The following is a 14,545-nucleotide window of genomic DNA, read 5'->3' on the forward strand; positions in this document are numbered from 1 at the left end:
AATTATTGTAAACGCTTTCAATACACTTCAAAGAACTTACAGCACGGGCATAAAGCATTCTTCCGACCAGGTTTCGTACGCACAGACTATCATTAAGAAAAAATGATGATGTATCAGAAGTACGTATACATCACCATTTTTCACTAATCATTGCTATCAACCTATTTGAATACATAAATCCTACAAGCCTCCAGTGAACTCATTTCCTCACACTTTTTCTTGCTGGAAAACCTGCTCGCTGATGGTGTAAGCTGCCGTGGTGTTCGCTTGGACTTCTTCCAATGTGCTGTTTCCCATCAGTTCCACAAGTTCATAATGATCGTCGCGCCATTGAAATACGGCCAAATCGGTAATGATCGTATCCGCCACCCGTTCGGATGTAATCGGGAACGTGCATGTATCTACAAACTTAGGGCTGCCGTCATTCGCTGTATGGTTTGTTGTAATGATGATTCTTTTCGCACCTTCCAGCAAATCCATCGCGCCGCCGACACCGATAATGTCTTTCCCCGGAATGGCCCAGTTCGCAATCCGTCCTTTCTCATCAATTTGCAGGGCACCGAGGATCGCCACGTCAATATGGCCCCCGCGGATCATCCCGAACGAATCCGCACTGCTGAAATAAGAAGCACCGACCGCCTCCCCGACAGGCAGTTTCCCCGCATTCACAATCAGGGGATCGACATCTTTCTCTTCCACCGACGTGACTCCAAGCATGCCGTTTTCCGTGTGTAAAATATGCTGCGTGTCGTCAATATAATCCGCAACTAGCGTCGGAATCCCGATGCCCAGATTAACAATCGAATGAGGAGACAATTCCTGCACCGCCCGTTTTGCGATCAGTTCCCTGCTGTTATCCAATCTGCCTCACCCCTTCTTTCGTTAACTCCCACTCACTTTTGACGATGGCATCGACGAATAAATGAGGTGTCGTAATTTCTTCCGGAGACAACTCCCCCACCTCCACGATTTCGTCCACTTCCGCGATGACGAACGAAGCAGCTGTCGCCATATTCGGATTGAAATTACGCGCCGTTTTGTAATAAACCAAGTTGCCTAAACGATCCGCTTTCCAAGCCTTCACAATCGCGACATCCGCTGTCAAGCTCTCTTGCAGCAAGTAGGTCTCCCCTTTCAATTCCTTGACCTCTTTCCCTGCCGCCAAATCCGTTCCGACGGCCGTCTTCGTATAAAATCCGCCGATCCCTGCTCCTCCGGCCCGGATTGCTTCGGACAACGTTCCTTGCGGCAACAGCTCCAGCTCGATCTTTCCTTCGTTATAAAATTTCGCCACGTCTCGGTTGCTTGTAAAATAAGAACCGATCGCCTTTTTTATTTTCCCTTGTCTTAGCAGCATGCCAAGACCTTTTCCGGCTTCCCCTACGTTGTTACTGATCACGGTCAATTCATTCACATCATGCTCCGTCAAAGATTGAATGAGCGTCAGCGGACAGCCGATCAACCCAAACCCACCGACCATGATGGTTTGTCCCGATTGAATATGGGCAAGCGCATCCGAAACGGACATTTGTTTGTCTTTATACATGCCTTCACCTCTTCACAAATTGTCTTAAAAACGCACCAATGCTGTCTTCGACTTCGGGTTGTTTTTCGAACATGAGCGTGTAATGGTTTGCCGGCACTTCTATTGTGGTGATATCCTTTGCTGCTGCAATGGTATCTGTATACGTTTCTTTGGTGAATAGAGACCCTTTTTCTCCTAATTTGCCGTTTGCAATTACCAGAAGGATGGGACAAGAAATCTTTTCAAACACCTTTTTCGGATGAAATTCATAAAAACTGTTAAAATCCTTCTCCATGTCGGATGATTCTGACTTATGTCGGTAGCCTTCCGCCGTTTTCTTCACTTCATATCGGGCAATGTCTTCAATGATTTCATCCCACTTGATATGCAGCGATTCATAAATCTTCCTCGTTTGGGCGACATAATCGTCTGGAGATTCATATGTCCTCTCCAATCGGCTCAACGAAGGTAGGATCAACTCGCGTTGCCGCTCTTCAGCCGTCCCTGCCCCATCCAGCAAAATCAGTGCTGCCACATCGATTTCGCTCGCCACTTGGGCGCAAATATAAGCTCCCATGGAATAGCCCATGAGGATCGGGCGTTCAATTTCATTTTTGGCAATAAACGCTTTCAAATCTTCCGCATGCCGAAACAAAGAACTCTGTTCATCTGCTGGACTGCTGTTCCCTCTGCCGCGCAAATCGTAAGTAATAAACCGGTATTCGTTTTCCAGCAGCTTTCTATAATGATAAAACGTTTTATGATTGCCTGTAAGTCCGTGCAGCGCAATGATGGTCCCTTTTTCTCCCGGCGTGTCGCGGCCCGCCAGTGTGACATCTTGTTCAAGATGAAATTCTTTTATCATATGTCCACCGCCTCTTAATCTACTTGATAAACAGAATATTTTACTCCCGTTGCCAACCGCTGTCCTGTGGAAACGAAGATTCTTTTATTCAGCCAATCGTATTTTTCAGATGCTGTCTCAAATACTGGATTCGTTCTGAAATAATACTCGTCGACAGCTACTTCTTCGCTTCGATCCAGCCGGGCCAGTACCTCTTTCGGCCCCGTCCGGATTCCTCTGTAAGACATCATGATCAGTTCTTCATCATCGGTTTGAAGTAAAATACGAACGTCCTGGATAATGGTCCCGTCTTCCCGAACCGTGATCCAGTCGTCTCCGCCGGGGATGACTTTTCCACTTACGTCCCCACCGCCAAAACGACCGCCCTCCACCCGGATAATCCGTCTCGTTCCGATCGGCGTCGTCCCGGGCAAATGCGCTTTTTCAACTTGCAGCTCCAGGTCAAATAAAAATGTTAAACGAGGTGCTTCAAAATAAGCCATTGGCGAGTGCCACCTGCTTTCTTTTATATTTTTCAATCTTCAACTCATCCAATTCGACACCTAATCCCGGTCCGGAAGGGATCAAGATTTTGCCATCCTGAAACTCCAGCGGATTTTTCACTAGATCATCTGCAAGCCATTGCGGCCCGAATGTTTCGCAACCGTAGTCCAAATTTCTCAGCACGCCGAACGCATGGATACTTGCCGCCGATCCAATGGAACTTTCAAGCGACGTCCCGCCGAAACAGGAAATCCCCGCTGCCTCTGCAATCGCTGCCACTTTCAGCGTGTTTCGCATCCCACCCGATTTATGGATTTTAAGGGAGAAAATATCCGCTGCTCTTTCTTGGGCGAGGCGTTGCGCATCTTGAATGGTCGCGACGCTTTCGTCCGCCATGACAGGTACTTTTTTCATCTCCACCAATTTGGCTGCCCCTTCAAAATCCAACGGAGAGAGCGGCTGTTCCAGGAAGTCGACCCCCGCTTCGTTTAGCCGATCCATCCATCTGACCGTCGTACCTCTGTCCCACGAACCATTCGGGTCAATCCCGATTGTGGAAATTCCCCGCAGGCCCTCCGCAATTTTAACTGCACGTTCCGCATCCGCAGCCGGCTCGAATTTTCCTGCTTTAATTTTAAAATTTTTATATTGCTTGCTGCGGACAAGCTCTTTACCTTCTTCGATATCGCCGTCCGCATCTCCTGTCGCCAACGCCCATTTCACATCGATCGCTTCTTGATATAAACCGCCCAGTAATTGGTGGACCGGTGCATTGTAGATTTTGCCGACGACATCAAAAAGCGCCATTTCCACTGTCGCTTTTGCAAATGGATTGGCGCGTACATGACGATCGAACGACTGCAATAACCGCTCTATATTTCTTGGGTCCTGTCCGATGAGAAGCGGTTTGATGTATTGCTCAATGACAAGCTGCATCGTCTCGGTACTTTCGCCATTCCACCAAATGCCCGGTGTCGTTCCTTCTCCAATCCCAATAAGACCATTCTCCAACTCTACTTGAATGATGACGAAACTTTTCGTTGATACAATTTCGGTGGAAAATTGATGAGGTCTCTTGATGGGAACATCCACAATGACGGATTGAAGCTGTTTAATCGCTGTTTTCATCCTGATTCTCCTCTACTGTTTTTAATTCGTGACTCTTGCAAGGAGTCAGTATCTATTGTACGATTAACGTACAACAAATCCGCATATCGTACATCTTAATATAAACATGAAAGTAAGGAGATTGTCAATGGAACTTTCAAATAATTCTATTAATAATGCTGATTTTATCCAATCATTGGAACGCGGTTTACTGGTAATTCAAGCATTTTCACATGAACATCCAACACTCACTGTAACCGACGCTGCGAAAATTACGGGATTGAGCCGGCCAGCGGTACGCAGAATATTGCTGACATTGGAAAGTTTAGGGTTTGCTACATCGGAGGAAGGCCATTTTTCGCTAACCGCCCGAGTCCTTTCATTAGGCTACTCTTATCTGTCTTCCAAAAACATTTGGGAAATCGTCCATCCTCATATGAGAAAACTAGTCGAACAAACAGGAGAATCGACTTCCATTTCCGTTTTGGATGGAACAGACATTATCTATGTCGCCAGAATCCCGACAAAACGGATCATGACCATTTCTTTGGAAGTGGGCTCCAAATTGCCGGCCTACGCAACCTCCATGGGACAAGTGTTGCTGGCGTATTTATCTGAAGAAGAAAAGGAGCAGTTTTTCAAGGAGATTCATCTACAATCATTCACTAAACAAACAGTGGTCGATCCAGACTCCTTACGGGCACGACTGGAGCGAATAAAGAAAGATGGCTGGGTATTGGTGGAACAGCAATTGGAAGAAGGACTCAGCTCGTTAGCAGCTCCCATCCGGAATCATGAAGGGAAAACAGTGGCTGCGATCAATATTTCATCGCATGCCGATCGGATAAATAGCGAGCTCATCGAAGAAAAATTTCTTCCCCTGTTGTTGCAAGCCGCCGATCATATCAGCTCGGACCTGTCCAAATCACATCGGATCACCCACCTATGAAAAAAGAAGTCACTTGGCTGCAATCAACCAAGTGACTTCTTTTGAGGTTCCAGGTTCCGGAACAATTCTAAATTCATTGGGAACCTGGCACTGTAATACTATTGCGGAGCTTTACTTTCCAGCTCTTCCGTTTTGGCATAACGGAATAAAATCGCCACGAATTGCGCTTCCGTTAAAGGATCCATCGGTTTCAAATATCTTCGATCATTGACAACTGTGCCGGAAATTCAAAAAGGTGCCAGGTTCCCAAACAATTTGGAATTAAATGAAACCCCGGCACCCTTGCAAAAAGGAGCCCATCACAATACGCTGTGATGGACTCCCCTTCGATTTATTCTCTTGTCGTCATTTAGTTATTCAATATGTTACAAAGGCACGTGGGCAATTAAGCTCCAGGCATCACTGTTCGTCAATGTATCCACATGAACTTCCATATTTCCTCCTAAATAGACCGTCTCGCCTCGAATCGCAACGACCATTGCCTGAATGACGGGATCGCTATTATTTTTTTGAAAAACATCGCCTATTTTAGGGATATAGATTGGACGCGACTCGTGTTCTTGACTTTTCGCTTCGTTTTCTTCCGAAGTTACGGCACTCGGATCTGCCAGATCGATGATTGTCGCCCCTTCTTCCAGACCCGGTACCATTACCCAATATTCGCTATGTTTGATGCCATTCGATTTATTGCTAATCACACCATTCGCTTCTATGGAAGATACGATTTCAATGGCGTGAAGATGGTGATGATCGAGGGAGTCAGGTTTAGGATTGATGATCAATATATAATCACCGACTTTCGCCTTCACTTCTTTATGAAGCGTATATCGTTGATAATTGAACCGAAAACTATCCAAATGCTTCGGTTTGTACAATGTAATTTCTTTCGCCGTTACGAGTTCCTGTTCCAAGTCCTCCAGTCGAATCAAATGAACAGACTTCTTAAAAAAAGGTTTTACAGAGTACACTTTGTGTAGCTTATTACGATAATAGACAAACTGTCCTTTTCTGACGTTTAATAGATTCACTATGGATCCCGCCTTATGATTTTTTTGCTTGTTGTCACTTTCATCCCCATATTACCCATCACTCTTTTTGCTGAATGACCTTATAAAAAGATACGACCATGAAAACGACAATAAGGGAGAGGGGCAACGCCGATATGATGAGCATATTTTGAAACCCTTTAATGCCGCCGGAGTACAAGACAATGGCGGCCATCGCCGCTAAGGCAAGTCCCCACACAATTTTCACAACGTTGGAAGGATTCAATTGTCCCCCCGTACTGAACATGCCAAGTACAAATGTTGCAGAATCTGCAGACGTTATGAAAAATATCGCAATGACAAATATGGTAATGAAGGACAGGACGGTTCCCAGTGGATAATGCTCATACATGCCGAATGTCACCGTTTCAGTAACCAATGCGGACAGCTTGGCAAGCCCATTTTGCTCTAAGTATAATGCCGATCCGCCAAACACGGCAAAGAAGATGAATGTGACAAGGGTTGGGGCAAGGAGTACGCCCGCGACAAACTCTCGAATCGTCCGGCCTTTGGAAACACGCGCAATGAACATACCTACAAATGGCGCCCACGAAATCCACCATGCCCAATAAAAGATCGTCCAATCATTGATCCACTGGCGCTGTTCTCCATTCAACGGTTTCAGTTCAAAACTCATCTCAATGAAATTCCCTGCATATTTACCGATGGAAGTTGTGAAAAGGTTTAAAATGTACATGGACGGACCAACAAGAAACAAGAGAAATAACAGGATGAATGCTACTACAATATTGATGGTGCTTAAGTATTTTATGCCCCTACCGATCCCAGACCATGCGGATAAAATAAATAATATCGTTGCAATCACGAGAATGATCATTTGAAACCAGAATGTTTTAGGAGCGTCAAACAAATACGTCAAGCCGCTATTAATTTGCGCTGATCCGAATCCGAGCGTGGATGCGACACCCACGACAGTCGCAAAGATTGCCAGCGTATCCACGACATGCCCCACTGTGCCTCGCATGATTCTCTTGCCAAATAACGGCTCAAGCGTAGCGCTGATCAATCCCTGAGCACCCACGCGAAATTTAAAGTAAGCAAGAACAAGCGCGACAATGCTATACAACCCCCAGCCATGAAGACCCCAGTGAAACATCGCATATTGTAGAGATTCGATAATTGCCTGATCCGATCCCGGCGCTGCATTCGGTGAACTGATGAAAGCATGTGAAATGGTTTCGGCGGTTGTAAAGAACATCAGCCCGATACCCATACCCGCGCTGAACAACATCGCAAACCAGGCAAGCAAACTAAAATCAGGACTGTCAGTTTCCTTCCCTAATTTCACCTTGCCAAAACGAGAAAACATCATATATATACAAAAGCCGATCATCGCAACAATTACAAAAATGTAAAACCATCCAAAATGATCATAAATAAATGATGTCGCTGCTACAGTCGAATCGTTTAATTGATCTGGAGCAAGAGAACCCCATAGTACAACCGCTATACAAATAACGACTGCGTACCAAAATACCCTAGTGATATGCAAACAAATTCCCCTTTCCAATTGTTCCTGCTTTCAAGTTCCTCGGTTTCCATTCAGTTTACCGGTCGATGATTGCGGCTACCTAGTTAGCAGTTAATATTACCCGTTCGAACAGCAGTCTAAACACATTGCCGTGTTGTCTATGTGAAATAACAACGTTTTATTTTATTAAACCGATTTGTTTCATGCACGTGCTAGATGAAAAGATGGCCAACCAAATTTCATTTGGCAAACGCAAAGCGCCAGACACCCGTGTGGACAGGTGTCTGGCGCTTTCCAATGCTTCCGGTCAATGAGCATAACTCGGAAATGCGTATACGTTCACAATCGAGCCGATGATCCGGACGTTTACTTGCAGGACAATTCCGTTCAACCAACTGTTGCGTTGACTGCACAACTGTTCGTTTATACCATCATCACCGCGATCTTCCTTTTTATCACCCGATGTGATGGCCATCGGCACAAGCGGCAACGTATAGTTAAAGATGAAATCATTTTCTGAAGTCGGCTTAAGGTTCCAGTGGAATTCCACCGTCTTCTACGATCCCCATTTTCTGAATGAAACCTCCAAGGTGAATGTATCGCCATCCACGTCAGCAACCGCCTGCCCGCCTAAATTCCCGATGAGCTGCCGGACGATATGCAGGCCGAGTCCGAGCTGGCCGTCCGCTCGGCTGCCATCCATCCTGAACGTCCTGTCGAAAATCCGTTCGACCTGTGCAGCATCGATGGATTCGAAATCATTGGTCACGTGCAGGCGGATATAGCCCCCTTCTTCCGTCAGTCGGATCGTCACCGTGCTTTTACTGTAGGAGAGGGCATTCTGGATGATATTGGCGACGATTCGGCTCACGGCTTTTTGATCCGCCAAAATGGGAGGAACCGTGCTTTCCTCGAAATGAACCTCTAATTGCTTCTTCTCAAACTCATCATAGAACGAGAGGAGGACATCGATGACGGTTTGATTTAAATCCACTTTCTCGATCAACATATGCTGGTCCGATGAATTCAGCTGCGACAATTCATAAAACAGGTCCACGATGTCAATCAAATGATCGATTTTCTTCTGGACAACCGCCAAGTATTCCTTCTTTTCACTTTCCGTCAAGGAAGGGTCTGACAGCAGTTCCGAAAATCCTTTCATCGATGTCAAAGGCGTACGGAAGTCATGCGAAATGTTCGTGATCTCCTGTTTCAAATTTACTTCCCGGGCAATCCCCCGCTGCTGATCCTGTTTGAACGCGAAGATAAGTTTGTTGATGTTGGCGGCGAATTTGGACAAGCTTCGATTATGCGTGCTCGTCCGTACGATTTCATTCGTCCCGAAGTTCTCAATAATCCCGTCAAGCTGTTTCGTCATCATGCGGATGTCGTAGCGCAAAAGCAGATAGGAGGCAAACAGGATGAGCAGGAGCCCTATTAAGATTGCGATGATCAGCCAGCTGCCCATATGTTTTCATCCTCCCTCAGTCAATTGGTTTTTTCGAGAACTGCACAATCCCGATGACGATCGCTGCTGCCGCCAACAATCCGCCCGTCAGGTAGTACGGGAAGCCTATGTGCGCCGTCTTGTCCATGAATTCCAGCAGATTCCGGCTCATGAGTGTATCGGGCGCATACTCATACAGCGTTTTAAAGAATGCGAACTTCTTCGATAACACCCATAGAAGGTTGCCGGCAAAGCCGTATATGCCGAGCAGGATCACCAAAATATATACTTCACCTATTTTCAACAGCTTCAACGTATGAATCAGCAGAAACGCGCTGAGAATGATCGGCACCATGTTCACCACCGCTGTCATCAGATTACGGATAGAACCGCTGTCTGTCTGCAATACTGTTTCCCCGATGCCGATCAAGAGACAGAGTCCTACGATGCAAAGGAGCAGGAAATAGCCGAAAGTGAGAATCAGTTTGGACCAGTATACCGTCATCCTCGTAATCCCGAACGAAATCGTGTTCTTCAGCACGGACGTATCTTTGCCGGTCAAGCTGATATTGACGATGAACGCTATCAAAATGATGAGCCCAGCCCCGCCGAGCACATTCGAATAATAAAATGTGGACGTGGCGTAAGGGAAGGAAGGTTCGGACTTTCCGAAATAAGCGAGCACCGCTCCGGCCGCACTGATGAGCAGAAGGCAGACAAGACTCGTCAAATGCAATGATTTTTTCCGCAGCAGCCTGTACTGTTCACTTTTCAAATAATTGATCATATCGCTGCACCCCCGACCAACTCTAAAAAGTATTCTTCCAAGTTCCGGGCCTCCGCGCGAAATTCCATGACCGTCACGCCGTTCATCGTAAACAAGCGGTTGATCTCCCCGCTGTTCTCCATGTGACCATGAATGGCGATCACCTGATTCGGCATCACCTGATAGGAAATCGCAGAATAGTTCTGTTCCAACAGGCGTACCGCTTTTGCCGCATCATCCACCGTCACGATCAGCTGTTTCCGGCTTTTCTCCTGCAGTGCCTCTTTCGTGATATCTTCCACAACTGCGCCGTCCTTCAGAAAGACGAACCGGGTCGCCAATAAATGCAATTCGGTCAGAATATGGCTTGAAATGAATATCGTAATCTGCTTCTCCTCATTCAACCTGATCAGCAAGTTGCGGATTTCGCGAATGCCTTCCGCGTCCAGACCATTGATCGGCTCATCCAGCACTAAGCAGTCCGGACTGCTGAGCAGACAGAGGGCGAGGCCCAATCGCTGCTTCATCCCCATCGAATACTCTTTGAACCGCTTCCTCTTCTCATTGGCCAACCCGACGATCGCCAACACCTCGGCAATCCGGTTCTTTTCCACGATGCCCCGTTGAAGCGCATAGTATTTCAAATTCTGTTTGGCTGTGAAGTCGGCAAAGAAAGCTGGCGTCTCGATCAAGAACCCCATGCGCCGTCTCGCATCCGCCATGTCCTGTCCCATCTTCCCGAATAACCGGATTTCGCCCGACGTCGGGATCAGCTGGCCCGACAGCATTTTAAAGATCGTCGATTTCCCTGCCCCGTTCTGGCCGATCAGTGCACAAATCTCTCCCTTATACAACGTGAAGTCGAGCGGTTTGATCACATTTGTCCCTTTGAAACCTTTCGTCAGCTGCGCTGTCCGAATGACCGTCTCCATATGAGTAACCCCTTTTCAAAAGTAGTTGGTACCTATATGGTAGCGCAGACCCCTTTAACATCCTGTAAGCAAATCATAAAGAATTCTTAAAGATGCCTTACACGAGCATGAAGCCGACGCCCCATATGGTTTTTATGTATTCCTCGGAAGTGTGTTCGGCCATTTTCCGGCGCAAGTTCGAAATATGCACGCTGATCGTGTTATCGTCGCCATAATACGTGTCTTTCCAAATGCTTTCATAGATCTCCCTTTTCGAAAAGGCGCGCTCCGGCTGACGCATCAATAAAAACAGGATGTCAAACTCGGCATTCGTCATTTGCAGCAGGCGGCCCGACAGGAAAACGGACCTCCTTTCCGTATGCAGCTGCAAGTCCCGCCACACAAGTTCCACCGGCTTTTGTGTTGATGGACCCGCTTTCCTCAACTGCACGTCCACCCTCGCCGCCACTTCCCGCTGGTGGAACGGCTTCGTAATATAATCGTCCGCGCCGATCTTCAGGACGCTTACTTTATCATCCACATCCGTTTTCGCCGAAATGACGATAATCGGAATCTCACTCTCCTTGCGAATCTCCCCGATCAGCTCCTCGCCGCTTTTGCCCGGAAGCATCAAATCCAACAAGATCAGATCGAACCGGTCCATCTGCAGCTGCAGCAGCCCTTCCGTCCCTGAATACGCCTGCACGGTTTCCACCGTCTTATCCGTCAGCATGATCCGCAGCAGCTTATTGATCTCCGAATCATCTTCGATAATTAAAATCCTCTTTTTTTCCTCCATCATCTTCACCTGTCCATTCTGCGTACTGTCTATTCAGTATACATAAATTCTATCAGTCTTACAGATTCGTAGAGTACTATCACAAACTAGTGGGTGGTCATAGTGAAGGGTGCCAGGTTCTGGAACATTTCTAAATTCATTGGGAACCTGCACTTTAAAAAGTTAACAACGAAAAAAGGAACTACCGCCCCGTAATCGGGCGGCAGCCCTTTCCTCCACCCTATCTGTTCGAAACCCTGCTATTGAAATCCGCCTCAATCCGTTCTTTCCAGTTTTTTTTGATCTCGCTATGTTCCCTGAACGAGCTGATTGTCTCACTGATCACATCATAGTTCAGTTCCGTCCCTTCGCCGTCCGCATGGAAATTCGCGGCGCGGTCTTTCGGGATTCCGAACTGGTTCGCGGTCGCAATCGCATCGATATTGGCGCCAAGAAAGATAAATTCCCAGCCTCGTTTGCTTTTATGCACGTCAATCAGCTCCCGGATCTTTTCATAGGTGAACTCGCGGCTCGCATTTTCCAATCCATCTGTCGTAATGACAAACAAGACATTCCCTGCATGCTTCCCTTCCGCCGCCTGCTCCTCGGCATGGCTGATTCTTAGAATCGTCTTCCCGATCGCATCCAGCAGCGCGGTCGTTCCCCGAACATAATACTCATTGCCCGTCAATGGCTGTATATCTTGGAGATCAACACTGTCATGTAGCAATTCATACGCATCGTCAAACAGAACCGTAGTGACACGGGCTTCCCCTGCCTCTTTCTTCTGTTTTTCCAGCATCCCGTTATAACCGCCGATCGTATCACTTTCCAATCCGCTCATCGACCCGCTTCTGTCCAGAATAAAAACTAGTTCAGTTCTACAATTTTTCATGTTGCACTCCTCCTCAACGTTATTGTAAGTTGAGGATACCACTGCGATATCGTCAGCGGGTCGCTTGCAAAGCGACAAATTCAGGCACCCAGCACGCTTTGACCAAACTCAAACAGCGTCTCATTGATCTCGAAGATGTCATAGTTCCGCTGACTAATGAAAAACTCGATAATCAAGTCCGACTTACTGCTTGGAGATAAAGCGAACCCTGCCCGCAACAGCAAATCTTGCGTTTCATTCAAATCCAGTTGCAATGCAAGCGCAAAGGCGATCACAGTCGGCTTACTCGGCCTGTACTCTTTATCATTGCGGATCTTCGAAAAGAGTTTCCGGTCAATCTGCGCTTTTTTATACGTTTCGCTGTCCGTCATCCCTCTTTCATCGATTTTGCGAAGCAACATTTCAGAAAAGCTCTCATCCACTTGCTCCAATACATCTTCCAAGCTCCGGCTGCTTTCCTGAATGATCACTTCCGCCTCGTACAGCTCATGATAGTCTTCCCTAAGCTGGTTTTGCAGAATAAGTTCGTCTATATAATTCTTATCCAGATAGTGCTGGATTTTTAACTTCATTTCGTGTGAAAGAGACATAAAATGCTCCTTTTCTTTTTAGTAGCCGGCCGACACTTTAGTTGCGGCTGGATCGGGACACAATTGAAGATTGCTTTCTCGGGAAAGTGTCAGATGAAGTGATTCATGCAGCCGAGAAGATGAATGCACTTGAATCGGTGAACGCATTAAGAAAAGTGGGAAGGCTATTCAAAAGGCTATGTTAAATAATATTGTTGATAAACATCAATAAAGAAAAAGAACCTACTAAAGGTCCTTTTTTCCTGTTTGCTTCGTCTGCACTCTTTTTTGGTTGAAGAAGAAAGTAAAGTTGATTCCACAATCGCACCCGATTGCGGAAATTGCTTATTAGTGTATTTGCAAGTTGGAACATCGTTTTTTTAACTCAGCTATAAATTCATTTTTATTCTTAGGTGATACTTTTACGCTTCCTAGAGCTGAGTTTTTATAAAAAATCTCAAGTCCATTCCTTGACGACAATATTCTGTATCCCGTGAAAATTTCTGTTGTAGGTGAAATTTTTGTAATATTTTCATATGGAATTCGACTTCTAAAAGGTCCACCTTTCACAACTAAATAATCTTGATTAAATACATATTTAACTGAGAAAGCAGTCCATAAAATAAAACCTATCACAATAAGAAGTATCGCACTCCATATCAAAACTGTTGCTAATTCGTTTCGAACATCTTCGAAAAATAGAGGGAGGAATACCAATGAACCAATAATTAAAACCGCTATCACTATAAATCTAATAAAGAACCTATCTACTTTTGAACTAAATGTCATTATATAACCCCACCTCCTTTTTCCACAATTTTGCTACAATAGTTGAGTAATACGAGCACTACTATTGATACGGCCTTAATGACCGATAAGTTTCATTAATTGGAAATAAAAAACATTCTTACCCCGATTGCAGAACGTGCGTTCCTGCTAGTCAAATACCAACAGAGTTATTTAACGTAACCATTCAAAAGTCAATTCTCATCGACTTTCCGAATAGCCTCTTTCGTTAGTTATACGTCCCCTCTGGAAAGTAAGAAGCGGATCTATTACTCCAGTTCCGAAACACCTGGATATGTCCGATCCAGACAATCATCCTTATCCAGCCCGTAAAGCTCACTTGCTCCCTCTTCCGAATCAAGGAGTTGTTCCAATTGAAATTTTTCTAGCCGGCTAAGCAACAGCGGTAACCCTTCTTCATGCCAAAACTTCATACTTACATCTCCGCTTGACATGCCGCCTTTGTCGAATTCCGGAACGAATATTGCTTCGATTTCCGCTTCAAACGAGCAGTCAGTCGCCTCTAGGAAAAAACGCTTGAAATGTTCTAAAAAGCTAGCCTTATCGCACGGAAGTGCAACGCTTTCAAAGGAATTCGCAAGCCTATCCCACAAATGAGGATCCCCGCGAAGCCCCCATCTTTCCGGCTTCGGTGTAAATATATTTAACACGGTCATGATTTCATTCCTCCTTCAGGCATAAGACCGTTTGGTGCAACAGGCCTACAAACTTTCTCCTCTTCCTTCATAAATATCCACTTAATCTCCGCATGGAAGCTGTTCGTTTTTTACTCGAATCCAGTAAGTATGTTGCTGTCCATTACTAATTGCTCAAGAGCTTCCCGATCGGTCATGCTCCGAGAAGTGAATATGGGATTGCAGCCGCACTTGGGAAACTGAAGATATGATTTTCTGTAAATAACAATA

General features: G+C 45.9%; 17 protein-coding genes. 1 reads left to right on the top strand and 16 read right to left on the bottom strand.

Annotated features, from left to right (window positions below; translation table 11 throughout):
• Positions 1-207: 207 nt before the first annotated feature.
• Genes OXB_RS13485 through OXB_RS13505 form a run of 5 tightly spaced genes read right to left on the bottom strand, consistent with a single transcriptional unit; the run spans position 208 to position 4,001 of the window.
• Complete coding sequence (locus tag OXB_RS13485) at positions 208-861, bottom strand: 3-oxoacid CoA-transferase subunit B (RefSeq protein ID WP_041074996.1); 654 nt, start codon at positions 859-861, stop codon at positions 208-210.
• Positions 854-1,546, bottom strand: a complete 693-nt coding sequence (locus OXB_RS13490; RefSeq protein ID WP_041074998.1) for a CoA transferase subunit A — start codon at positions 1,544-1,546, stop codon at positions 854-856. The genes OXB_RS13485 and OXB_RS13490 overlap by 8 nt, the downstream gene beginning before the upstream one ends.
• Positions 1,547-1,550: 4 nt before the next feature.
• Positions 1,551-2,390, bottom strand: coding sequence for an alpha/beta fold hydrolase (locus OXB_RS13495; RefSeq protein ID WP_052484041.1), 840 nt, complete (start codon positions 2,388-2,390; stop codon positions 1,551-1,553).
• A 14-nt stretch (positions 2,391-2,404) separates the two neighbouring features.
• Positions 2,405-2,872 carry a DUF3237 domain-containing protein gene (locus tag OXB_RS13500; protein ID WP_041075000.1) on the bottom strand — a complete coding sequence of 156 codons (468 nt, stop codon included), beginning with the start codon at positions 2,870-2,872 and terminating at the stop codon, positions 2,405-2,407.
• The gene (locus OXB_RS13505; protein ID WP_041075002.1) at positions 2,859-4,001 is read right to left on the bottom strand and encodes a muconate/chloromuconate family cycloisomerase; all 1,143 of its coding nucleotides are present in this window, start codon (positions 3,999-4,001) and stop codon (positions 2,859-2,861) included. The genes OXB_RS13500 and OXB_RS13505 overlap by 14 nt, the downstream gene beginning before the upstream one ends.
• A 127-nt stretch (positions 4,002-4,128) precedes the next feature.
• On the opposite strand from OXB_RS13505, the gene OXB_RS13510 reads away from it, so the two are divergent.
• Complete coding sequence (locus tag OXB_RS13510; RefSeq protein WP_052484042.1) at positions 4,129-4,929, top strand: IclR family transcriptional regulator domain-containing protein; 801 nt, start codon at positions 4,129-4,131, stop codon at positions 4,927-4,929.
• Positions 4,930-5,294: 365 nt separating this feature from the next.
• Here the strand turns inward: OXB_RS13510 and OXB_RS13515 are convergent, their stop codons facing one another.
• From OXB_RS13515 to OXB_RS13565, 11 genes are all read right to left on the bottom strand, one after another.
• Positions 5,295-5,957 carry a hypothetical protein gene (locus OXB_RS13515; protein ID WP_041075004.1) on the bottom strand — a complete coding sequence of 221 codons (663 nt, stop codon included), beginning with the start codon at positions 5,955-5,957 and terminating at the stop codon, positions 5,295-5,297.
• Positions 5,958-6,015: 58 nt separating this feature from the next.
• Positions 6,016-7,488: a BCCT family transporter gene (locus tag OXB_RS13520; RefSeq protein ID WP_041075006.1), complete on the bottom strand. Its 1,473-nt coding sequence runs from the start codon at positions 7,486-7,488 to the stop codon at positions 6,016-6,018.
• 286 nt (positions 7,489-7,774) lie between these two features.
• Positions 7,775-8,017 carry a hypothetical protein gene (locus OXB_RS13525; protein ID WP_041075008.1) on the bottom strand — a complete coding sequence of 81 codons (243 nt, stop codon included), beginning with the start codon at positions 8,015-8,017 and terminating at the stop codon, positions 7,775-7,777.
• A 6-nt stretch (positions 8,018-8,023) separates the two neighbouring features.
• Complete coding sequence (locus OXB_RS13530) at positions 8,024-8,935, bottom strand: sensor histidine kinase (RefSeq protein ID WP_041075010.1); 912 nt, start codon at positions 8,933-8,935, stop codon at positions 8,024-8,026.
• 16 nt (positions 8,936-8,951) lie between these two features.
• Complete coding sequence (locus OXB_RS13535; protein WP_041075011.1) at positions 8,952-9,701, bottom strand: ABC transporter permease; 750 nt, start codon at positions 9,699-9,701, stop codon at positions 8,952-8,954.
• On the bottom strand, positions 9,698-10,612 hold the full coding sequence (locus OXB_RS13540; protein ID WP_041075013.1) for an ATP-binding cassette domain-containing protein: 915 nt from the start codon (positions 10,610-10,612) through the stop codon (positions 9,698-9,700). The genes OXB_RS13535 and OXB_RS13540 overlap by 4 nt, the downstream gene beginning before the upstream one ends.
• 97 nt (positions 10,613-10,709) lie before the next feature.
• On the bottom strand, positions 10,710-11,393 hold the full coding sequence (locus OXB_RS13545; RefSeq protein ID WP_331711214.1) for a response regulator transcription factor: 684 nt from the start codon (positions 11,391-11,393) through the stop codon (positions 10,710-10,712).
• Positions 11,394-11,610: 217 nt separating this feature from the next.
• The gene (locus tag OXB_RS13550; RefSeq protein ID WP_041075015.1) at positions 11,611-12,264 is read right to left on the bottom strand and encodes a vWA domain-containing protein; all 654 of its coding nucleotides are present in this window, start codon (positions 12,262-12,264) and stop codon (positions 11,611-11,613) included.
• Positions 12,265-12,344: 80 nt separating this feature from the next.
• A complete protein-coding gene (locus tag OXB_RS13555) occupies positions 12,345-12,854 on the bottom strand; it encodes a hypothetical protein (protein WP_197539994.1) in 510 nt (169 codons plus the stop codon).
• 327 nt (positions 12,855-13,181) lie between these two features.
• Entirely contained in the window at positions 13,182-13,622 is a 441-nt protein-coding gene (locus OXB_RS13560; protein ID WP_041075016.1) for a PH domain-containing protein, read from the bottom strand.
• Positions 13,623-13,888: 266 nt separating this feature from the next.
• Positions 13,889-14,296 (bottom strand): hypothetical protein, encoded by a 408-nt coding sequence (locus OXB_RS13565; protein ID WP_052484043.1) that lies wholly within the window; start codon positions 14,294-14,296, stop codon positions 13,889-13,891.
• Positions 14,297-14,545 lie beyond the last annotated feature (249 nt).

Origin of the sequence: Bacillus sp. OxB-1 (assembly GCF_000829195.1) — a bacterium.
GTDB lineage: Bacteria > Bacillota > Bacilli > Bacillales_A > Planococcaceae > Sporosarcina.

Excerpts from the sequence above, each read along its gene's own strand:
- OXB_RS13495 (WP_052484041.1), bottom strand. The coding sequence starts at position 2,390 with ATGATAAAAGAATTTCATCTTGAACAAGATGTCACACTGGCGGGCCGC.
- OXB_RS13560 (WP_041075016.1), bottom strand. The coding sequence starts at position 13,622 with ATGACATTTAGTTCAAAAGTAGATAGGTTCTTTATTAGATTTATAGTG.
- OXB_RS13550 (WP_041075015.1), bottom strand. The coding sequence starts at position 12,264 with ATGAAAAATTGTAGAACTGAACTAGTTTTTATTCTGGACAGAAGCGGG.
- OXB_RS13565 (WP_052484043.1), bottom strand. The coding sequence starts at position 14,296 with ATGACCGTGTTAAATATATTTACACCGAAGCCGGAAAGATGGGGGCTT.
- OXB_RS13545 (WP_331711214.1), bottom strand. The coding sequence starts at position 11,393 with ATGATGGAGGAAAAAAAGAGGATTTTAATTATCGAAGATGATTCGGAG.
- OXB_RS13490 (WP_041074998.1), bottom strand. The coding sequence starts at position 1,546 with ATGTATAAAGACAAACAAATGTCCGTTTCGGATGCGCTTGCCCATATT.
- OXB_RS13535 (WP_041075011.1), bottom strand. The coding sequence starts at position 9,701 with ATGATCAATTATTTGAAAAGTGAACAGTACAGGCTGCTGCGGAAAAAA.
- OXB_RS13505 (WP_041075002.1), bottom strand. The coding sequence starts at position 4,001 with ATGAAAACAGCGATTAAACAGCTTCAATCCGTCATTGTGGATGTTCCC.
- OXB_RS13510 (WP_052484042.1), top strand. The coding sequence starts at position 4,129 with ATGGAACTTTCAAATAATTCTATTAATAATGCTGATTTTATCCAATCA.
- OXB_RS13500 (WP_041075000.1), bottom strand. The coding sequence starts at position 2,872 with ATGGCTTATTTTGAAGCACCTCGTTTAACATTTTTATTTGACCTGGAG.
- OXB_RS13540 (WP_041075013.1), bottom strand. The coding sequence starts at position 10,612 with ATGGAGACGGTCATTCGGACAGCGCAGCTGACGAAAGGTTTCAAAGGG.
- OXB_RS13530 (WP_041075010.1), bottom strand. The coding sequence starts at position 8,935 with ATGGGCAGCTGGCTGATCATCGCAATCTTAATAGGGCTCCTGCTCATC.
- OXB_RS13555 (WP_197539994.1), bottom strand. The coding sequence starts at position 12,854 with ATGTCTCTTTCACACGAAATGAAGTTAAAAATCCAGCACTATCTGGAT.